Origin of the sequence: Cribrihabitans marinus (assembly GCF_900109035.1) — a bacterium.
In the GTDB taxonomy this organism is placed as follows: Bacteria; Pseudomonadota; Alphaproteobacteria; order Rhodobacterales; family Rhodobacteraceae; genus Cribrihabitans; species Cribrihabitans marinus.
The window spans coordinates 1-20,463 of record NZ_FNYD01000004.1 but is presented as its reverse complement, the minus strand read 5'-3'; the positions used below and the strand labels follow the sequence as shown (position 1 = coordinate 20,463).

Here is a 20,463-nt window from a genome sequence, read left to right as displayed (position 1 = left end):
ATGGCCTCCACCAACCCGATCCAGTTCATCCAGCAGGTCCGCGCCGAAGTCTCCAAGGTCGTGTGGCCGACGCGTCGCGAGGTGTTGCTGACCACGGTCATGGTCTTCATCATGGCCGCGCTGACCGCCGTGTTCTTCGCGCTGGTGGACCTGGCGATCCGGGGCGGGCTGCAGGCGATCTTGGGCGCCTTCGGCTGACGCCGGACCGGCGGTTTGCGCCGGCGGCCTCTTGAACCGCCCGCAACATCGGAGTAGGTGAGCCGAAACCTTCGGGACAGGCGTGCGGTGATTCGAGCTGCGCGCCGCTTTTTGTTCCGGCGACTCGCGGCGGCCCGGACGGGCGGCGCAACTGGATGAACGTGCGAACCTGCGGCGACGGGTCGCGTGACAAGGACAAGGACGACAGGTTCATGGCGAAACGGTGGTATTCGGTCAGCGTGCTTTCGAATTTCGAGAAGAAGGTCGCAGAACAGATCCGCACCTCTGTTGCCGAGCAGAGCCTGGACGAGCAGATCGACGAGGTTCTGGTGCCCACCGAAGAGGTGATCGAGGTGCGCCGCGGCAAGAAGGTCACGACCGAGCGCCGGTTCATGCCCGGCTATGTGCTGGTGCATATGGAGATGTCGGACCAGGGCTATCACCTGATCAACTCGATCAACCGCGTCACCGGGTTCCTGGGTCCGCAGGGCCGCCCGATGCCGATGCGCGACGCCGAGGTGAACCAGATCCTGAACCGCGTCCAGGAGGGCGAGGACGCGCCGCGCACGTTGATCCACTTCGAGATCGGCGAGCGGGTCAAGGTCAATGACGGGCCGTTCGAGGATTTCGACGGCATGGTCGAGGGCGTCGACGACGACAACCAGAAACTGCGCGTTTCGGTGTCGATCTTCGGCCGGGAAACCCCGGTCGAACTGGATTTCACGCAGGTCACCAAGCAGACCTGACGCGAAAGAGCCGTGGGAGGCCGAAGGCGACGCGTCGCCGGCGGCCGGACCACACAACAAGCAGGCCGGAGGGGCGCGCCCCGACGGTGTTGGAAAAGGAGAAGGCCAATGGCCAAGAAGCTCGTGGGCAGCATGAAGCTGCAAGTGCCCGCCGGTCAGGCGAACCCGTCGCCGCCCGTGGGGCCGGCGTTGGGTCAGCGCGGCATCAACATCATGGAATTCTGCAAGGCATTCAACGCCAAGACCGCAGACATGGAGCCCGGTGCGCCGTGCCCGACCGTGATCACCTACTATCAGGACAAGTCCTTCACCATGGACATCAAGACGCCGCCGGCGTCGTATTACCTGAAGAAGGCGGCCAAGCTGAAGTCCGGCGCGAACAACCCCTCGCGCGAGATCGTGGGCTCGGTGAGCACCAAGCAGGTGCGCGAGATCGCCGAGGCGAAGATGAAGGATCTCAACGCCAACGACATCGAAGGCGCGATGAAGATCATCCTGGGCTCGGCCCGGTCCATGGGCATCGAGGTGAAGTAAGATGGCAAAGCTTGGAAAACGTACCCGCGCCGCGCGCGAAGCCTTCGCCGGCAAGAGCGACCTGAGCGTCGAGGAGGCCGTCGCGCTGATCAAGTCGAACTCCAACGCCAAGTTCGATGAGACCATCGAGATCGCCATGAACCTGGGAGTCGATCCGCGCCACGCCGACCAGATGGTCCGCGGCGTCGTCGGCCTGCCCAACGGCACCGGCAAGACCGTGCGCGTCGCCGTGTTCGCCCGCGGCCCCAAGGCCGAAGAGGCCACCGAGGCCGGGGCCGATATCGTCGGCGCCGAAGACCTGATGGAGACCATCCAGGGCGGCAAGATCGAGTTCGACCGCTGCATCGCCACGCCGGACATGATGCCGATCGTCGGCCGCCTGGGCAAGGTTCTGGGCCCCCGCAACCTGATGCCGAACCCCAAGGTCGGCACCGTGACGATGGACGTGAAGGCCGCCGTCGAGGCCGCCAAGGGCGGTGAGGTGCAGTTCAAGGCCGAGAAGGCCGGCGTGGTCCATGCCGGCGTCGGCAAGGTTTCCTTCGACGAGGCCAAGCTGGTCGAAAACGTCCGCGCCTTCATCGCGGCCGTGGCCAAAGCCAAGCCGGCCGGCGCCAAGGGCACGTATCTGAAGAAGATCGCGCTCAGCTCGACCATGGGCCCGGGCGTAACGGTGGACGTGGCCAGCGCTTCGGTCGAATAGACCTGGAGTACACGGACCATGGCGGCATCCTGGCGCGTCGGGGCCATCCTTAACGAATCGCTGGCGGACACGTTGCGCTTCGTCGGGTGGTATCTCGAACAGGGTGCCGACGGTCTGAGTCTATTTTTCGACAATCCCCAGGATCCCGCTATCGGGATCCTGGAACGACACCCGAATATCACCTGCATCCCTTGCACGCCTGCGTTCTGGGTCGATCTAGGGCTGGCGCAGGACACGCGGTTTACCAAGCGGCAGAACGCCGCGCTGACCTGGCTTTACAAGCAGGTCAAGGAAGACTGGTTGCTGAATGTCGATGGCGACGAGTTCCTCTACCTCGAGGACCGCGACATCGGCGAGTTGCTTGCCGGGCAGCCCGGTGATGTGGACTACCTCAGTGTTCCGACTGCTGAGATCATCGCGATACCTCGTCCTGTCGGACGTTTGGTGTTCCGGCTTCCGATGGACCGCGCTGCCGCAAAGCGAGTCTACGGCGACAGCAAGCACTTGTTCGGGCCGCGGCGCATGGGCTTGGTGGGGCATTCGCAGGGAAAATCGGCTATTCGCACCGGCCTGTCGGATGTCAGCCTGCGCCAGCACTGGCCTGAACGTCGGCGAGGCGAGCCGATGCGCAAGCAAGTGGTGGGACCCGAATGCGGCGCCTACCTGTTGCACTTCATCGGCCTGGATTATGCGGCCTGGCAACGCAAGCTGGACTGGCGCTCCGGAGCGCGCGGTTTCACGGTGCCGCTGACCGAAGAAATTCGCGCCGCGATGAATGCCTCCGGCGCGGACGAAAGATTGCGTGCTTTGCACCGTGATCTGCATATGGCCGACGATGCAAGGCTAGCCCGGCTGCGCGTCGAAGGTCGTTGCCTAGAATTGGATCTGGACATCGATGCGCTTGCAAGGCGTCATTTCGGATCGGGGTTTCCCGATTCCTGAAAATTTCGCCCTGACGATTGTCGCTTGGAATGCCCCGCGCGCTGCCTTATGGAGAGCCACGAAGCCCCGCGTGCGATTCGTCGCGCGCAGTGTTTCGTTTCGTCCAAGACGGTGGGCGCCCCGGATCCGGTCCGAGGCTTAATCTCCTGCCTGAGACGGGAAAGACCAAAGAGATCGAGGGCCCGACCCTCGGGCGATTTTTTGGCTCAACCCCGTATCACGGACCTGAACGCCGGGCGTCTGCCCGGCAAAACTGAGCCGGGGTGATCCGTCATCCCAAATTTGGAGAGAACTGTGGATAGAGCCCAGAAAGAGAAAGTGGTCGAGGAACTCGGCCAGATCTTCGAAAGCTCTGGCGTCGTGGTGGTTGCTCACTACGTCGGTCTGACAGTTGCCGAGATGCAGGACCTGCGCGCGCGTGCACGCGAAGCGGGCGGGTCCGTGCGTGTTGCCAAGAACAGGCTCGCCAAGATCGCCCTCGAGGGAAAGCCGTGTGAGAGCATGGCCGACCTGCTGACGGGTATGACCGTTCTGACCTATTCCGAGGACCCCGTGGCAGCAGCCAAGGTGGCCGAGGGCTTCGCCAAGGATAACAAGAAATTCGAGATCCTTGGCGGCGCAATGGGCGAGAACGCTCTGGACCGAGCCGGCGTCGAAGCCGTGTCGAAAATGCCCTCGCGTGACGAGCTCATCGCTCAGATCGCAAGCTGCATCGGCGCACCCGCTTCGAACATCGCCGGCGCGATCGGCGCACCTGCAAGCAACATCGCAAGCATCCTGTCCACCATCGAGGAGCGGGCAGAGGCTGCGTAAGCGGTTGGCACTGAATGACCGGCGTGGGGCGGGGTTGCCCCGACGTTGGAACACACACTGTAAACGGAAAGAGCTGATACAATGGCTGATCTGAAGAAACTGGCGGAAGAGATCGTTGGTCTGACCCTGCTGGAAGCACAAGAACTGAAAACCATCCTCAAGGACGAATACGGCATCGAGCCCGCCGCCGGCGGCGCTGTGATGATGGCCGGTCCCGCAGACGGCGCAGGCGCCGCCGCGGAAGAGGAAAAGACCGAATTCGACGTCGTTCTGAAGAACGCCGGCGCCTCCAAGATCAACGTGATCAAGGAAGTCCGCGGCATCACCGGCCTGGGCCTGAAAGAAGCCAAGGAACTGGTCGAAGCCGGCGGCAAGATCAAGGAAGGCGTCTCGAAGGACGAGGCCGAAGAGGTCAAGGGCAAGCTGGAAGCAGCTGGCGCCGAGGTCGAACTGGCCTAAGCCTGATCAAGACGGTATAGGGTCCGAAGTCGCAAGCCTTCGGGCCCTTTTCTTTTGGGGATGAGCCTTCCGTGCCGGGTAGAGTGTTCTTTGTCGTTCCCCGGGTTTCCTATGCCTGCGGCGGGGTCAACATCACGATCCAGTTTGCGGATATTCTGCGCCGGAGCGGCGTCGATGCCTACCTGATCGTCGAACGCGCCGACTATCGCTACGAGTTCGTATCCTATGATGTGCCGACGGTTTACTGTCCGATCGGCCCGGCGGCGCTGCGGCTGGGGAAACGCGACCGGATGCTCAAGACGCTGAACTGGCGCCCGCCGGGCAAGGCGCGCAACCCGCGGGTTCAGCCGGGGCCAGATGACATCATCGTGATCCCCGAGGTCCAGTATCCGGCCCAGCGCGCGCGGTTCGCAGGCTGCCCCTGGATCCTGATGAACCAGAGCACGACCATAATGGCCGAGACCTGCGCGCGCACCGGCTATGGCGACCTGGCGGCCGACCCGACGCATATCGGGACGATCGCCACGTCCGAGGCCGCACTGCGCACCGTCCGGGCGCTTGCCGATCCCGACGCGGTGCGGGTGCCGCTGGCGCTGGACGGCGACCGCTATGGCCATGTGGAGCGCAAGCGCAAGCTGATCAGCTACATGCCCAGGCGCAGGGCCGACCAGGTGCATATCATCGTCGACCTGTTGCGCGCGCATCCGGCGCTGGAGGGCTACGAGTTTCAGCCGATCCACGGCATGACCGGGGCCGAGGTCGACGCCTGCCTTCGCGAGAGCCTGCTGTTCCTGTCCTTTTCGCATCAGGAAGGCTTTGGCCTGCCACCCGCCGAGGCCATGGCCATGGGGTGCCTGACGATCGGATATGCCGGCGTCGGCGGGCAGGAATTCTTCACCAAGGCCACCGGATTCCCGATTCCCGAAGACGATATCGCGGAATATGTGACCCGCGTGGTCGAGGTGGTCACCGCCTATGAACGCGATCCCGCACCGCTCGATGCGCTGCGACGGGGGGCGTCACAGGCCATTCTGGGGCGCTACACCCGGGCCGCCACGCAAGAAGCTCTCTTGAATTTCTGGAATCGCCTTGAATTCCGAACGAATCCCGCTTAATTCGACACCTTGCCACGCAACCCTTGTCATGAATCACCTTACTTGACCCTCAACTTGTCTTTCAAAGCGCGCCTCCGGCGCGTTTTGACAGGCAAGTAGACCGTTTCGGGAAAGATGTTTGGGACACATCTTGAGCATAGGAACGGTCCGGCCGCAACTGGACGCGCTTTTCGGTTCCCCGACCCTAAGGCGCGTTCTGATATTATTGGAGAACCCGCTGACATGGCGCAATCCTTCCTAGGGCAGAAAAGACTCCGGAAATATTACGGCAAGATCCGCGAAGTTCTGGAGATGCCGAACCTCATCGAAGTTCAGAAATCCTCCTACGACCTGTTCCTGCGCTCCGGCGATGCCGAGCAGCCGCTGGATGGCGAAGGCCTGATGGGTGTGTTCCAGTCGGTCTTTCCGATCAAGGATTTCAACGAGACCAGCGTTCTGGAGTTCGTCCGCTACGATCTGGAAAAGCCGAAATACGATGTCGAGGAGTGCATGCAGCGCGACATGACCTACAGCGCCCCGCTGAAGGTCACGCTGCGCCTGATCGTGTTCGATGTCGACGAGGATACCGGCGCCAAGTCGGTCAAGGACATCAAGGAACAGGACGTGTTCATGGGGGACATGCCCCTGATGACGCCCAACGGCACCTTCGTGGTGAACGGCACCGAGCGGGTGATCGTCAGCCAGATGCACCGCTCGCCCGGCGTGTTCTTCGACCATGACAAGGGCAAGACCCACAGCTCGGGCAAGCTGCTGTTCGCCTGCCGCATCATCCCCTATCGCGGCAGCTGGCTGGATTTCGAGTTCGACGCCAAGGACATCGTCTTTGCCCGTATCGACCGTCGCCGCAAGCTGCCGGTGACGACCCTGCTCTATGCTTTGGGGCTGGACCAGGAAGGCATCATGGATGCCTATTACAATACCATCAGCTACAAGCTGGAGAAAAAGAAGAAGAGCGGCTGGGCCACGCCGTTCTTCCCCGAGCGGGTGCGCGGCACCCGTCCGACCTTCGACCTGGTTGACGCGGGCAGCGGCGAGGTGATCGCCGAGGCCGGCAAGAAGGTCACTCCGCGCGCGGTCAAGAAGATGATCGACGAGGGCACCGTCACCGACCTGCTGGTGCCGTTCGACCATATCGCCGGCAAGTTCGTCGCCAAGGACATCATCAACGAAGAGACCGGCGCGATCTATGTCGAGGCCGGTGACGAGTTGACGCTGGAATACGACAAGGACGGTGACCTGATCGGCGGTTCGGTGAAGGAGCTGGTCGATGCCGGCATCACCGATATCCCGGTTCTGGACATCGACAACATCAATGTCGGTCCCTACATCCGCAACACCATGGCGGCGGACAAGAACATGAGCCGCGACACTGCGCTCATGGACATCTACCGCGTCATGCGCCCGGGCGAGCCGCCCACCGTCGAGGCCGCCTCGGCGCTGTTCGACACGCTGTTCTTCGACAGCGAGCGCTATGACCTCAGCGCCGTCGGCCGGGTCAAGATGAACATGCGCCTGGCGCTGGATGCCGAGGACACCCAGCGCACCCTGCGGCGCGAGGACATCATCGCCTGCATCAAGGCGCTGGTGGAACTGCGCGACGGCAAGGGCGAGGTGGACGACATCGACCACCTTGGCAACCGCCGTGTCCGTTCGGTCGGCGAGCTGATGGAGAACCAGTATCGCGTGGGCCTGCTGCGGATGGAGCGCGCGATCAAGGAGCGCATGTCCTCGGTCGAGATCGATACCGTGATGCCGCAGGACCTGATCAACGCGAAGCCGGCGGCGGCCGCGGTGCGCGAGTTCTTCGGCTCGTCGCAGCTGAGCCAGTTCATGGACCAGACCAACCCGCTGTCGGAAGTGACCCACAAGCGCCGCCTCTCGGCGCTGGGGCCGGGCGGTCTGACCCGCGAACGTGCAGGCTTCGAGGTGCGCGACGTGCACCCGACCCACTATGGCCGGATGTGCCCGATCGAAACGCCGGAGGGCCCGAATATCGGCCTGATCAACTCGCTGGCCACCTTTGCCCGCGTGAACAAGTACGGCTTCATCGAAACCCCCTATCGCAAGGTGGTCGACGCGCAGGTGACCGACGAAGTCGTCTATATGTCGGCGACCGAGGAAATGCGGCACACCGTGGCGCAGGCCAACGCGCGTCTCGATGACGAGGGGCGGTTCATCAACGACCTGGTGTCCAGCCGCAAGGCGGGCGAATACCCGTTGTCGCCGAATTCCGAAGTCGATCTGATCGACGTCAGTCCGAAGCAGCTGGTCTCGGTCGCGGCCTCGCTGATCCCGTTCCTGGAGAATGACGACGCGAACCGCGCTCTGATGGGGTCGAACATGCAGCGCCAGGCGGTTCCGCTTCTGCGGGCCGAGGCGCCGCTTGTGGGCACCGGCATCGAAAGCAAGGTCGCCATCGACAGTGGCGCCGCCATCCAGGCGCGCCGCGCCGGGGTCGTGGACCAGGTCGATGCGCAGCGGATCGTGATCCGCGCCACCGAGGATCTGGAACTGGGCGACGCCGGGGTCGACATCTACCGGATGCGCAAGTTCCAGCGTTCCAACCAGAACACCTGCATCAACCAGCGTCCGCTGGTGAAGGTGGGTCAGCAGGTCACCAAGGACGAGATCATCGCTGATGGTCCGTCGACCGACCTGGGCGAACTGGCGCTGGGCAAGAACGTGGTCGTCGCCTTCATGCCGTGGAACGGCTACAACTACGAGGACTCGATCCTGATCTCCGAGCGGGTCGCACGCGACGACGTCTTCACTTCGATCCATATCGAGGAGTTCGAGGTCGCCGCGCGCGATACCAAGCTGGGACCGGAAGAGATCACCCGCGACATCCCCAACGTGGGCGAAGAGGCGCTGCGCAACCTCGACGAGGCCGGCATCGTCTATATCGGCGCCGACGTGGAGCCGGGCGACATCCTGGTGGGCAAGATCACCCCCAAGGGCGAAAGCCCGATGACGCCGGAAGAGAAGCTCTTGCGCGCCATCTTCGGTGAAAAGGCCAGCGACGTGCGCGACACCTCGCTGCGTGTGAAGCCGGGTGATTTCGGCACGGTGGTCGAGGTCCGCGTGTTCAACCGCCACGGCGTCGAAAAGGACGAGCGTGCGCTGCAGATCGAGCGCGAGGAGGTCGAGCGCCTGGCCCGTGACCGGGACGACGAGCTGGCCATCCTCGACCGCAACATCTATGCGCGCCTCAAGTCGATGATCCTGAACAAGACCGCCGTGAAGGGGCCGAAGGGCGTCAAGGCGGGCTCGGTCATCACCGAGGACCTGCTGGAAACCCTGACCCGCGGCCAGTGGTGGCAGCTGGCGCTGGAAGACGAGCAGGACGCACAGGTGGTCGAGGCCCTGAACGAGCAGTACGAGGTGCAGAAACGCGCGCTCGATGCAAGGTTCGAGGACAAGGTCGAGAAAGTGCGTCGCGGCGACGACCTGCCGCCGGGCGTGATGAAGATGGTCAAGGTCTTCATCGCGGTGAAGCGCAAGCTGCAGCCGGGCGACAAGATGGCCGGGCGGCACGGCAACAAGGGTGTCGTGTCCAAGGTGGTGCCGATGGAGGACATGCCGTTCCTCGCTGATGGCACGCCGGTCGACCTCTGCCTCAACCCGCTGGGCGTGCCCAGCCGGATGAACGTGGGTCAGATCCTGGAAACCCATATGGGCTGGGCCGCGCGCGGTCTGGGCATCCAGATCGACGATGCGCTAGGCGAATACCGCCGCTCGGGCGACCTGACGCCGGTGCGCGACGCGCTGCGTCACGCCTATGGCGACGATGTCTATGACGAGGGCATCGAGTCGATGGACGAGACGGCGCTGATCGAGGCGGCGCAGAACGTCACCCGCGGCGTGCCGATCGCCACGCCGGTCTTCGACGGCGCGAAAGAGGCCGACGTGAACGACGCGCTGGTGCGCGCGGGCTTCGACCAGTCGGGCCAATCCGTGCTGTTCGACGGTCGCACCGGCGAGCAGTTCGCGCGCCCGGTTACCGTGGGCGTCAAGTACCTGCTGAAACTGCATCACCTGGTGGACGACAAGATCCACGCGCGTTCCACTGGGCCTTACAGCCTGGTGACCCAGCAACCGCTGGGCGGCAAGGCGCAGTTCGGCGGTCAGCGTTTCGGTGAGATGGAGGTCTGGGCGCTGGAAGCCTATGGCGCCGCCTACACCCTGCAGGAGATGCTGACGGTCAAGTCGGACGACGTGGCGGGCCGGACCAAGGTCTATGAAAGCATCGTCAAGGGCGAGGACAATTTCGAAGCGGGCGTTCCCGAGAGCTTCAACGTTCTGGTGAAAGAAGTCCGCGGCCTCGGCCTGAACATGGAACTCCTGGATGCGGAGGAAGAATAAGGAAATTCGCTGAATTTTCTTGTCCCGCGGATCCCTAGCCTGGGGATCCGCGGCTTCCCGCACCCTCTCGTGAATGAGGAAACAGAATGAACCAGGAACTGACCAACAACCCGTTCAACCCGCTGACCCCGCAAAAGGTCTTTGACGAGATCAAGGTCTCGCTGGCGTCGCCGGAACGGATCCTCTCGTGGTCCTATGGCGAGATCAAGAAGCCCGAGACCATCAACTACCGCACGTTCAAGCCCGAGCGTGACGGTCTGTTCTGCGCGCGCATCTTCGGTCCGATCAAGGATTACGAATGCCTGTGCGGCAAATACAAGCGCATGAAGTATCGCGGTGTCGTCTGCGAGAAATGCGGCGTCGAGGTGACGCTGCAAAAGGTCCGGCGCGAGCGCATGGGCCATATCGAGCTGGCGGCCCCCGTCGCGCATATCTGGTTCCTCAAGTCGCTGCCCAGCCGCATCGGCCTGATGCTGGACATGACGCTGCGCGATCTGGAACGTGTGCTCTATTTCGAGAACTACGTGGTGATCGAACCCGGTCTGACCGATCTGACCTATGGCCAGATGCTGACCGAAGAAGAGTTCATGGACGCCCAGGACGCCTATGGCATGGACGCCTTCACCGCCAATATCGGCGCCGAGGCGATCCGCGAGATGCTGGCCCAGATCGACCTGGAAGGCGAGGCCGAGACGCTGCGCGCCGAGCTGAAGGAAGCCACCGGCGAGCTGAAGCCCAAGAAAATCATCAAGCGGCTCAAGGTCGTCGAAAGCTTCATCGAGTCGGGCAACCGGCCGGAATGGATGGTGATGACGGTGATCCCAGTCATCCCGCCGGAACTGCGCCCGCTGGTGCCGCTGGATGGTGGCCGTTTCGCGACCTCGGATCTGAACGACCTGTATCGCCGGGTGATCAACCGGAACAACCGCCTCAAGCGGCTGATCGAGCTGCGCGCGCCCGACATCATCGTGCGCAACGAAAAGCGGATGCTGCAGGAATCGGTGGATGCGCTGTTTGACAACGGCCGCCGAGGCCGGGTTATCACCGGCGCCAACAAGCGTCCGCTGAAATCGCTGTCCGACATGCTCAAGGGCAAGCAGGGCCGGTTCCGTCAGAACCTGCTGGGCAAGCGCGTGGACTTCTCGGGCCGTTCGGTCATCGTGACGGGTCCCGAGCTGAAGCTGCATCAATGCGGTCTGCCCAAGAAGATGGCGCTGGAGCTGTTCAAGCCGTTCATCTATTCGCGGCTGGAAGCCAAGGGCCTGAGTTCGACGGTGAAACAGGCCAAGAAGCTGGTCGAGAAGGAACGCCCCGAGGTGTGGGACATCCTCGACGAGGTGATCCGCGAGCATCCGGTGATGCTGAACCGCGCGCCGACGCTGCACCGCCTGGGCATCCAGGCGTTCGAGCCGGTGCTGATCGAAGGCAAGGCGATCCAGCTCCACCCGCTGGTCTGTTCGGCCTTCAACGCCGACTTCGACGGCGACCAGATGGCCGTGCACGTGCCCCTCTCGCTGGAAGCCCAGCTTGAGGCGCGGGTGCTGATGATGTCGACCAACAACGTGCTGTCGCCGGCCAACGGAGCGCCGATCATCGTGCCGTCGCAGGACATGATCCTGGGTCTCTACTACGTGACGCTGGAGCGCGAGGGCATGAAGGGCGAAGGCAAGATCTTCGGCTCGATCGACGAGGTACAGCACGCGCTGGACGCAGGCGAGGTGCATCTGCACACCAAGATCACCGCGCGGATCAAGCAGATCGACGACGAGGGCAACGAGGTTCTCAAGCGCTACGAGACCACCCCGGGCCGTGTGCGCCTGGGCGCGCTGCTGCCGCTCAACGCCAAGGCGCCGTTCGAACTGGTCAACCGCCTGCTGCGCAAGAAGGAGGTGCAGCAGGTGATCGACACTGTCTACCGCTATTGCGGGCAGAAGGAGTCGGTGATCTTCTGCGACCAGATCATGACCATGGGCTTCCGCGAGGCGTTCCGCGCCGGCATTTCCTTCGGCAAGGACGACATGGTGATCCCCGAGCACAAGTGGCCCATCGTGGACGACACCCGCGACCAGGTGAAGGACTTCGAACAGCAATACATGGACGGCCTGATCACCCAGGGTGAGAAGTACAACAAGGTCGTCGATGCCTGGTCCAAGTGCAACGATCGCGTCACCGAGGCCATGATGAGCTCGATCTCGTCGGCCGACAAGGACGAGAGCGGGGCCGATGTCGAGCCGAACTCGGTCTACATGATGGCCCACTCCGGGGCGCGTGGCTCGGTCACGCAGATGAAGCAGCTGGGCGGCATGCGCGGTCTGATGGCCAAGCCGAACGGCGACATCATCGAGACTCCGATCATCTCGAACTTCAAGGAAGGCCTGACCGTTCTTGAATACTTCAACTCGACGCACGGCGCCCGCAAGGGCCTGTCGGACACTGCTCTGAAGACGGCGAACTCGGGCTACCTGACCCGCCGCCTGGTGGACGTGGCGCAGGACTGCATCGTGCGGGGCCGCGATTGCGGCACCGACCGCGCGATCACCGCCGAGGCCGCGATCAACGATGGCGAGGTGGTCTCGTCCCTGTCCGAGCGTGTGCTGGGCCGGGTCGCGGCCGACGACATCCTGCGTCCGGGCACGGACGAGGTTCTGGTCGCCGCCGGTCAGCTTATCGACGAGCGCATGGCCGACCTCATCGACGAGGCCGCCGTGGCCAGCGCGCGCATCCGCAGCCCGCTGACCTGCGAGGCCGAGGAGGGCGTTTGCGCGATGTGCTATGGCCGTGACCTGGCGCGCGGGACGATGGTCAATGTCGGCGAGGCCGTCGGCATCATCGCGGCGCAGTCGATCGGCGAGCCGGGCACGCAGCTGACGATGCGGACCTTCCACATCGGCGGCGTGGCCCAGGGTGGTCAGCAGAGCTTCCAGGAGGCGAACCAGGAAGGCGTGATCGCCTTCGACAACCCGCAGCTTCTGGACAACTCGCTGGGCGAGAGCCTGGTGATCGGCCGCAACATGAAGATCGTCATCAAGGACAAGCAGGGCGAGGAGCGCGCCAGCTTCAAGCTCAGCTACGGCTCCAAGCTGTTCGTCAAGGACGGCGACAAGGTGGCCCGCGGCGACAAGCTGTTCGAATGGGATCCCTATACCCTGCCGATCATCGCCGAGAAGTCCGGCACCGCCAAGTTCGTCGACCTTGTCTCGGGCATCGCCGTCCGGGACGAGACCGACGACGCCACCGGCATGACCCAGAAGATCGTGATCGACTGGCGGGCCGCGCCCAAGGGCAACGACCTCAAGCCCGAGATCATCCTGGTGGATGCCGACGGCGAGCCGGTGCGCAACGATCAGGGCAACCCGGTGCACTACCCGATGTCCGTGGATGCCGTGCTCAGCATCGAGGATGGCCAGAAGATCGAGGCCGGCGACGTCGTCGCGCGGATCCCGCGCGAGGGCGCCAAGACCAAGGACATCACCGGCGGTCTGCCGCGGGTGGCGGAACTGTTCGAGGCGCGCCGTCCCAAGGACCACGCGATCATCGCCGAGATCGACGGCTATGTGCGGTTCGGCCGCGACTACAAGAACAAGCGCCGGATCACCATCGAGCCCAGCGACGAAAACCTGGAGCCCGTCGAATACATGGTGCCCAAGGGCAAGCACATCCCGGTGCAGGAAGGCGACTTCGTGCAGAAGGGCGACTATATCATGGACGGCAACCCGGCGCCGCATGACATCCTGTCGATCATGGGTGTCGAGGCGCTGGCCGATTACATGATCGACGAGGTTCAGGACGTCTATCGCCTGCAGGGTGTGAAGATCAACGACAAGCACATCGAGGTCATCGTGCGCCAGATGTTGCAGAAGTGGGAGATCCAGGACAGCGGCGACACCACGCTTCTCAAGGGCGAGCATGTCGACAAGCAGGAATTCGACGCCATGAACGAAAAGGCGCTGGCCAAGGGCGGGCGTCCGGCACAGGGCGAGCCGATCCTGCTGGGTATCACCAAGGCCTCGCTGCAGACCCGTTCCTTTATCTCGGCGGCCTCCTTCCAGGAGACCACCCGGGTGCTGACCGAGGCATCGGTCCAGGGCAAGAAGGACAAACTCGTCGGTCTCAAGGAGAACGTCATCGTCGGCCGCCTGATCCCGGCGGGCACCGGCGGCGCGACCAAGAACGTCCGCCGCGTGGCGCAGGAGCGCGACAACGTCGTGATCGAAGCGCGCCGCGAAGAGGCCGAGGCCGCCGCAGCCCTGGCCGCCCCGGTGATGGACGACGACATGGTCGACGGCGATTTCGACACGCTGGTCGAAACCCCGGAAAGCCGCGAATAGTCGCGTTCCGCAACCGACAAGAATTCAACCCCCGCGCCCCGGCGCGGGGGTTTTTCCTTGGCTCATTCGGTGGCATCGGAGGCGCGGTTCGGACCCGAAGCGGGCCAATCCCGCTATTGTAGCGCTACTGGGCCATGCGGAACAAACTGAATTGGAAAGACTGGGGACTGCCCCATGGTGTATTGTGCGTGTGACTTCGGTGCGCGACCAGAGTGAAACGACCCCCCAACACCTCGCTTAGCCCTTCCGGATCATAACGGACGACTGGCAACCCGCTACATTTCTCGGGACCGTCGAGCGCAAATGTTGCGATAATCGCATATCCACCCGGACGAAGACACCGGCACAGCCGGTCGCGATAGGCGGCGCGACCGTCCGCATCGATAAGGAAATGGAACACTGCGCGATCGTGCCAGAGGTCATAGTATCGGTCAGGAGTCCAGGTAGTCACATTGGCCGCGATCCATTCAATCTGCTCACCTACGGGTCCAAGTTGCCGACGAGATCGATCTAGCGCAGCTTCGGACACATCAAGCACGGAGACGTCACTGAGCCCCCTTTCGATCAGGCGTTCGGCAAAGCGAGATGTTCCGCCGCCTATGTCGATCACCGAGGTGCCACGATCGACGCCAGCCACGTCGCAAAGCTCCAACGACAACGATGGATCATCCTCATGCCAACTCAGTTGGGCATCGTCTTTCTCGCGATAAAGCCCATCCCAATGGCTCACTATCTCGTCTGCCATGATTTCGCCACCTCACCCGCCGGCACCGCGATCAAGTTCTAATATGTAAATGATTCCAGAATTCCGCAAGGCAGGCATCCGCCCTGTTCGGCACTGCGCCTTTAGATTCGCTCGCACTCCCGCGCGCGGGCTTTCCATCCGGGGCGCGGCGGTGTTCTCTGTCGGGATTGGCAGCGTGACGACCCCCGGCGCTGTCCTGTCCCGGAGGGCGTAGATGACCGCAAATACCCAGGGTGCGCTCCTGATGATGGCCAGCATGGCGGCCTTCACCTTCAATGATGCGCTGGTCAAGCTTGCTGGGGACGGTATGCCGCTGTTCCAGATCGTGACGCTTCGGGGCGCGCTGGCTTGCATCTGGATCTACATCCTGGCCCGCAGTCTCGGGTCACTGCATTTCCGGTTCGGGCGCAGGGATCGGGCGTTGGTGCTGGTGCGATGCCTGACCGAGATCGGCGCGACCTTCTTTTTCCTGACCGCCCTGTTGCAGATGCCGCTGGCCAATGTGACGGCGGTGCTGCAGGTTCTGCCGCTCTCGGTCACGCTTGGGGCGGCGCTGCTGTTTGCCGAGCCGGTGGGATGGCGGCGGATGCTGTCGATCGGCATCGGGTTCCTGGGCATGTTGCTGATCGTGCGCCCCGGGCCGGACGGGTTCGGCGGCGGGGCGGGGTTTGCGCTGGCCGCCGTGCTGTGCGTGACCGCCCGCGATCTGCTGACCCGCCGGATGTCGGCCGGGGTTCCGTCGATGACCGTGACTCTGTGCACCGCGCTTGCGGTCACCACGGCGGCGGCGCTGGCCTCGACCACCGTGACCTGGGTGCCGGTGACGCCGACGCGGGCGATGCAGGTCGGTGGGGCGTCGGTCTTCATCCTGCTGGGGTATCTGTGCAGCGTGATGGTGATGCGGGTGGGCGAGGTCGGGTTCGTCGCGCCGTTCCGCTATACCGGTCTGGTATGGGCGCTGCTGCTGGGCTGGGTGGCCTTCGGCGACTGGCCCGACCCGCTGACCCTGCTGGGGGCGGTGACGGTGGTCGGCAGCGGCCTGTTCATGCTGTACCGCGAACGCCGGATCAGCGCGCCGCGAACACGCGCCTGACATCCACTTCGGAGATCCGGAACCGGTCATGCAGCAATTGCACCGTTGCCGGGTCCGGGCGGGTCAGCTTTGGCTCCGGGATCCCAGGCCGTTGCCGCGAGTCGTTGTCTTGGCCCAGCCCGCGTATGAACATCGCGCTGTCGCCGAAGCTGACCACTGGCATGAAGCGGTTGAGCTTCTTGTGGGCGAAATTCATGATCGTCTGCCGCACGCCGCCCCGCGCCGCCAGACCCAGCGCCACGCCGTAGAGCGGTATCACCGTCTCGGCCACGGCCAGACCCTGCGGCCCGGCGCGGGCGACAAGGCCGCGGTTGAAATCGAACCCCACCAGCCGGTTTCCCTCCAGCAGCCCGGCGCAGTCGCGGGCCGCCCGGCGCAGGCGTTCGACGAAATCGATCGCCACCGCGTCGTCGTCGTCATGGCGGAACTGCAGGCAGGCCGCGTCCGGGTCGCGGCGGGCGTCGTTGATCGCGTCCTGCATCACCCTGCGGTGGGGACCGGGCGGCATGGGCATCACCCGCGCCTGGGGAAACCCCTCCAGCAGCGCCAGGAGCCGGTCGCGCCACTTCTCGGGAAGGGTCTCGCCGATGATGACGAGCAGGGTGAAATCCGGATCGGTCTGCGCCCTCAGGCCGGGCAGGGCGATCGCTTCGAACTGTCGCAGCCGCGCCTCCATCCGGGCGTCCGAATAGAGGTAGGCGATGCGCGCATCCAGATCCGGATGCTCGACCTGAAACCCGCCCTCGCCGGGCCAGGAAAACCGGCACAGCCCGATGACCTGCATTGCCTCTCTCCGCGCCGCGTGGCAGGACGCGACAGCCGCGCTGCCGCCCGGCGCGACGTTGGCACCGGGCCGGGGGACATGCAAGCGGCGGTGGCTGTTGACACCGGGCGCGACTCCGCCTATACGCGCCCCATCTCGGCGCCAGGTCCTTTCCCGGCACCGACTTCAGACTTGAAGTGGTCAAGATCCGGGCAATTTTGCCGCCCCGATCCTCTGATAACCAACCGCGCCGTTCACCTCGGAATGGGAACGTCGCGGATTTTGCGTTTGCGGCCATGCCGGGCGCAGGAAACCGAAACCGCACGCGACGCGCGTGCATGACATGTGTGTTGCTGAGACGGGGAAAGAACCGGAATGCCAACGATCCAACAGCTGATCCGCAAGCCGCGACAGCCGAAAGTGAAACGCTCCAAATCCATGCACCTGGAGCAGTGCCCGCAAAAGCGCGGCGTCTGCACCCGGGTCTATACCACGACGCCGAAGAAGCCGAACTCGGCCATGCGGAAGGTCGCCAAGGTGCGCCTGACCAACGGCTACGAGGTCATCAGCTACATCCCCGGCGAAAGCCACAACCTGCAGGAGCACTCGGTGGTCCTGATCCGGGGCGGCCGTGTGAAGGACCTTCCCGGCGTACGTTACCACATCCTGCGCGGCGTGCTGGACACCCAGGGCGTCAAGGACCGCAAGCAGCGCCGCTCCAAGTACGGCGCGAAGCGTCCGAAGTGACCTGAACGCCCGCGTTCAGGTCATCCCGGACGTGATCCGGGATCTCCTGGCGGGCCCCGACCCAGAGGTCCCGGCTCAAGGCCGGGACGCCGCAGAGTAGAGATCGAAGGAACGAGAGATGTCCCGTCGTCACCGCGCAGAAAAACGCGAAATCCTGCCCGACGCCAAGTTTGGCGATCGCGTGCTGACCAAGTTCATGAACAACCTGATGATCGACGGCAAGAAATCCGTCGCCGAAACGATCGTCTACAACGCGCTTGACCGCGTCGAAGCCAAGGTCAAGCGCGCCCCCGTCGAGATGTTCCACGAGGCGCTCGACAACATCAAGCCCAGCGTCGAGGTCCGCTCGCGCCGTGTGGGCGGTGCCACCTACCAGGTTCCCGTCGAGGTGCGCCCCGAGCGCCGCGAGGCCCTGGCGATCCGCTGGTTGATCACCGCAGCGCGCAACCGCAACGAGAACACCATGGAAGAACGCCTCGCCGGCGAGCTTCTGGACGCCGTCCAGTCGCGCGGGACCGCCGTGAAGAAGCGCGAAGACACCCACAAGATGGCCGAGGCGAACAAAGCCTTCAGCCATTACCGCTGGTAAAATTCAGAGGCACTAGAGACCAATGGCACGCGATTATCCGCTCGAACGCTACCGCAACTTCGGTATCATGGCCCATATCGATGCAGGCAAGACCACCTGCAGCGAACGGATCCTGTTCTATACCGGCAAATCCCACAACCTCGGCGAGGTGCATGATGGCGCGGCCACCATGGACTGGATGGAGCAGGAGCAGGAGCGGGGCATCACAATCACCTCAGCGGCGACCACGACCTTCTGGCAGTGGCAGGAAGATCCGACCGCGGACGGCACCTACGACACCAAGTACCGGATGAACATCATCGACACGCCGGGCCACGTCGACTTCACCATCGAGGTCGAGCGGTCGCTGGCGGTTCTGGATGGGGCGGTTGCCGTTCTTGACGCCAATGCCGGTGTCGAGCCGCAGACCGAGACCGTCTGGCGCCAGGCCGACCGTTACAAGGTGCCGCGCATCGTGTTCGTCAACAAGATGGACAAGATCGGCGCCGACTTCTTCAACTGCGTGCGTATGATCAAGGACCGCACCGGCGCGATCCCGGCCCCGATCCAGATTCCGATCGGCGCCGAGAACGAGCTCGAGGGCATGGTCGACCTGGTCACCATGGAAGAATGGGTCTGGAAGGGTGAAGACCTGGGCGCCTCCTGGGTGCGCGGTCCGATCCGTGACAGCCTGAAGGCCACAGCCGAGGAATGGCGCGCCAACCTGGTCGAGAACGCGGTCGAGATGGACGACACCGCGATGGAGGCCTATCTGGAAGGCGAAGAGCCCGACATCCCGACCCTGCGCCAGCTGATCCGCAAGGGCACGCTGGACCTGAAATTCGTGCCGATCCTGTGTGGCTCGGCCTTCAAGAACAAGGGTGTGCAGCCGCTCTTGAACGCCGTTGTCGACTATCTGCCCAGCCCGCTGGACGTGGTCGACTATATGGGCTTCAAGCCGGGCGACGAGACCGAGACTCGCGACATCCCGCGCCGTGCCGACGACGACATGCCGTTTGCCGGCCTGGCGTTCAAGATCATGAACGACCCGTTCGTGGGATCGCTGACCTTCACCCGGATCTATTCCGGCGTAATGAAGAAGGGCGACCAGATCCTGAACGCGACCAAGGGCAAGAAAGAGCGCATCGGCCGGATGATGATGATGCACTCCAACAACCGCGAGGAGATCGACGAGGCCTTCGCGGGCGACATCATCGCGCTGGCGGGTCTGAAGGACACCACCACGGGTGACACGCTGTGCGATGCCAAGGAGCCGGTTGTGCTAGAGACCATGACCTTCCCGGCACCGGTGATCGAGATCGCCGTCGAGCCCAAGACCAAGGGCGACCAGGAGAAGATGTCCCAGGGCCTGGCGCGTCTGGCGGCCGAGGACCCGTCCTTCCGCGTCGAGACCGACCTCGAGTCGGGCCAGACCATCATGAAGGGCATGGGCGAGTTGCATCTCGACATCCTGGTCGACCGCCTCAAGCGCGAGTTCAAGGTCGAGGCCAATATCGGCGCGCCCCAGGTCGCCTATCGCGAGACGGTGTCGCGCGAGGTCGAGCACACCTACACCCACAAGAAGCAGTCGGGTGGTTCGGGCCAGTTCGCCGAGGTCAAGATGATCATCTCGCCGACCGAGCCGGGCGAGGGCTATTCCTTCGAGAGCCGCATCGTCGGCGGTGCGATTCCCAAGGAATATATCCCGGGCGTCGAGAAGGGCATCAACTCGGTGATGGATTCCGGTCCGCTGGCCGGCTTCCCGGTGATCGACTTCAAGGTTGCGCTGATCGACGGCAAGTTCCACGACGTCGACTCCAGCGTCCTGGCTTTCGAGATCGCCGCCCGGATGTGCATGCGCGAAGGCATGCGCAAGGCCGGCGCCAAGCTGCTCGAGCCGATCATGAAGGTCGAGGTGATCACACCCGAGGAATATACCGGGTCGATCATCGGCGACCTGACTTCGCGCCGGGGTCAGGTGTCGGGCCAGGAGAACCGTGGCAACGCGATCGCGATCAACGCATTCGTGCCGCTGGCCAACATGTTCGGCTACATCAACAACCTGCGTTCGATGTCGTCGGGTCGGGCCCAGTTCACGATGCAGTTCGACCATTACGATCCGGTTCCGCAGAACATCAGCGACGAGATCCAAGCGAAATACGCGTAACCCACGGTGCGTGGGAAACCACGCACCCTACCACCCCGTAGGGTGCGTGCTTGCACGCACCGTCCGAGAGAAAAAAAGGAGCTTTGCAATGGCAAAGGAAAAGTTTGAGCGTAACAAGCCGCATGTGAACATCGGCACGGTTGGCCATGTTGACCACGGCAAGACGACGCTGACGGCAGCGAT

Annotated in this window: 17 protein-coding genes; 15 read left to right on the top strand and 2 right to left on the bottom strand. The window is 63.7% G+C overall.

The features are described 5' to 3' along the window. The 10 genes from secE to rpoC all read left to right on the top strand — a co-directional run bounded on the left by secE (position 1) and on the right by rpoC (position 14,197). The gene (secE, locus tag BMX57_RS07290; protein WP_092364427.1) at positions 1–198 is read left to right on the top strand and encodes a preprotein translocase subunit SecE; all 198 of its coding nucleotides are present in this window, start codon (positions 1–3) and stop codon (positions 196–198) included. Between the two features lie 212 nt (positions 199–410). Beyond that, positions 411–944, top strand: coding sequence for a transcription termination/antitermination protein NusG (nusG, locus tag BMX57_RS07285; RefSeq protein WP_092365495.1), 534 nt, complete (start codon positions 411–413; stop codon positions 942–944). Between the two features lie 108 nt (positions 945–1,052). Then, the gene (gene rplK, locus BMX57_RS07280; RefSeq protein WP_092364424.1) at positions 1,053–1,478 is read left to right on the top strand and encodes a 50S ribosomal protein L11; all 426 of its coding nucleotides are present in this window, start codon (positions 1,053–1,055) and stop codon (positions 1,476–1,478) included. A gap of 1 nt (position 1,479) precedes the next feature. After that, positions 1,480–2,178, top strand: coding sequence for a 50S ribosomal protein L1 (gene rplA, locus BMX57_RS07275; RefSeq protein ID WP_092364421.1), 699 nt, complete (start codon positions 1,480–1,482; stop codon positions 2,176–2,178). A gap of 18 nt (positions 2,179–2,196) precedes the next feature. After that, positions 2,197–3,120, top strand: a complete 924-nt coding sequence (locus tag BMX57_RS07270; RefSeq protein WP_092364418.1) for a glycosyltransferase family 2 protein — start codon at positions 2,197–2,199, stop codon at positions 3,118–3,120. 294 nt (positions 3,121–3,414) lie between these two features. After that, positions 3,415–3,933, top strand: a complete 519-nt coding sequence (rplJ, locus tag BMX57_RS07265) for a 50S ribosomal protein L10 (RefSeq protein ID WP_092364414.1) — start codon at positions 3,415–3,417, stop codon at positions 3,931–3,933. Between the two features lie 81 nt (positions 3,934–4,014). Beyond that, complete coding sequence (rplL, locus tag BMX57_RS07260; RefSeq protein WP_092364411.1) at positions 4,015–4,392, top strand: 50S ribosomal protein L7/L12; 378 nt, start codon at positions 4,015–4,017, stop codon at positions 4,390–4,392. A 71-nt stretch (positions 4,393–4,463) separates the two neighbouring features. Then, positions 4,464–5,507, top strand: a complete 1,044-nt coding sequence (locus tag BMX57_RS07255; protein WP_143057912.1) for a glycosyltransferase — start codon at positions 4,464–4,466, stop codon at positions 5,505–5,507. A gap of 222 nt (positions 5,508–5,729) precedes the next feature. After that, positions 5,730–9,869 (top strand): DNA-directed RNA polymerase subunit beta, encoded by a 4,140-nt coding sequence (rpoB, locus tag BMX57_RS07250; RefSeq protein WP_092364405.1) that lies wholly within the window; start codon positions 5,730–5,732, stop codon positions 9,867–9,869. An 86-nt stretch (positions 9,870–9,955) separates the two neighbouring features. Next, positions 9,956–14,197 (top strand): DNA-directed RNA polymerase subunit beta', encoded by a 4,242-nt coding sequence (gene rpoC, locus BMX57_RS07245; RefSeq protein ID WP_092364402.1) that lies wholly within the window; start codon positions 9,956–9,958, stop codon positions 14,195–14,197. A 124-nt stretch (positions 14,198–14,321) separates the two neighbouring features. On the opposite strand, the gene BMX57_RS07240 is transcribed toward rpoC, so the two are convergent. Further along, positions 14,322–14,942 (bottom strand): class I SAM-dependent methyltransferase, encoded by a 621-nt coding sequence (locus tag BMX57_RS07240; RefSeq protein ID WP_092364399.1) that lies wholly within the window; start codon positions 14,940–14,942, stop codon positions 14,322–14,324. 214 nt (positions 14,943–15,156) lie between these two features. On the opposite strand from BMX57_RS07240, the gene BMX57_RS07235 reads away from it, so the two are divergent. Then, positions 15,157–16,035: a DMT family transporter gene (locus BMX57_RS07235; protein WP_092364396.1), complete on the top strand. Its 879-nt coding sequence runs from the start codon at positions 15,157–15,159 to the stop codon at positions 16,033–16,035. On the opposite strand, the gene BMX57_RS07230 is transcribed toward BMX57_RS07235, so the two are convergent. Further along, complete coding sequence (locus tag BMX57_RS07230; protein ID WP_092364393.1) at positions 16,010–16,819, bottom strand: putative rhamnosyl transferase; 810 nt, start codon at positions 16,817–16,819, stop codon at positions 16,010–16,012. The genes BMX57_RS07235 and BMX57_RS07230 overlap by 26 nt on opposite strands. Positions 16,820–17,173: 354 nt before the next feature. Between BMX57_RS07230 and rpsL the strand changes: the two genes are divergently transcribed. The 4 genes from rpsL to BMX57_RS20390 form a co-directional block, all read left to right on the top strand. Further along, positions 17,174–17,545: a 30S ribosomal protein S12 gene (gene rpsL, locus BMX57_RS07225; RefSeq protein ID WP_005980675.1), complete on the top strand. Its 372-nt coding sequence runs from the start codon at positions 17,174–17,176 to the stop codon at positions 17,543–17,545. 118 nt (positions 17,546–17,663) lie between these two features. Further along, positions 17,664–18,134 carry a 30S ribosomal protein S7 gene (rpsG, locus tag BMX57_RS07220; protein ID WP_092364391.1) on the top strand — a complete coding sequence of 157 codons (471 nt, stop codon included), beginning with the start codon at positions 17,664–17,666 and terminating at the stop codon, positions 18,132–18,134. A 22-nt stretch (positions 18,135–18,156) separates the two neighbouring features. After that, positions 18,157–20,280, top strand: coding sequence for an elongation factor G (fusA, locus tag BMX57_RS07215; RefSeq protein ID WP_092364388.1), 2,124 nt, complete (start codon positions 18,157–18,159; stop codon positions 20,278–20,280). A gap of 88 nt (positions 20,281–20,368) precedes the next feature. Continuing rightward, on the top strand, positions 20,369–20,463 hold a 95-nt coding region (locus BMX57_RS20390), incomplete at its 3' end, for a GTP-binding protein (protein WP_218142422.1).

Coding starts and splice junctions, on each gene's coding strand:
- secE (WP_092364427.1), top strand. CDS start 1: ATGGCCTCCACCAACCCGATCCAGTTCATCCAGCAGGTCCGCGCCGAA.
- nusG (WP_092365495.1), top strand. CDS start 411: ATGGCGAAACGGTGGTATTCGGTCAGCGTGCTTTCGAATTTCGAGAAG.
- rplK (WP_092364424.1), top strand. CDS start 1,053: ATGGCCAAGAAGCTCGTGGGCAGCATGAAGCTGCAAGTGCCCGCCGGT.
- rplA (WP_092364421.1), top strand. CDS start 1,480: ATGGCAAAGCTTGGAAAACGTACCCGCGCCGCGCGCGAAGCCTTCGCC.
- BMX57_RS07270 (WP_092364418.1), top strand. CDS start 2,197: ATGGCGGCATCCTGGCGCGTCGGGGCCATCCTTAACGAATCGCTGGCG.
- rplL (WP_092364411.1), top strand. CDS start 4,015: ATGGCTGATCTGAAGAAACTGGCGGAAGAGATCGTTGGTCTGACCCTG.
- rpoB (WP_092364405.1), top strand. CDS start 5,730: ATGGCGCAATCCTTCCTAGGGCAGAAAAGACTCCGGAAATATTACGGC.
- rpoC (WP_092364402.1), top strand. CDS start 9,956: ATGAACCAGGAACTGACCAACAACCCGTTCAACCCGCTGACCCCGCAA.
- BMX57_RS07240 (WP_092364399.1), bottom strand. CDS start 14,942: ATGGCAGACGAGATAGTGAGCCATTGGGATGGGCTTTATCGCGAGAAA.
- BMX57_RS07235 (WP_092364396.1), top strand. CDS start 15,157: ATGACCGCAAATACCCAGGGTGCGCTCCTGATGATGGCCAGCATGGCG.
- BMX57_RS07230 (WP_092364393.1), bottom strand. CDS start 16,819: ATGCAGGTCATCGGGCTGTGCCGGTTTTCCTGGCCCGGCGAGGGCGGG.
- rpsL (WP_005980675.1), top strand. CDS start 17,174: ATGCCAACGATCCAACAGCTGATCCGCAAGCCGCGACAGCCGAAAGTG.
- rpsG (WP_092364391.1), top strand. CDS start 17,664: ATGTCCCGTCGTCACCGCGCAGAAAAACGCGAAATCCTGCCCGACGCC.
- fusA (WP_092364388.1), top strand. CDS start 18,157: ATGGCACGCGATTATCCGCTCGAACGCTACCGCAACTTCGGTATCATG.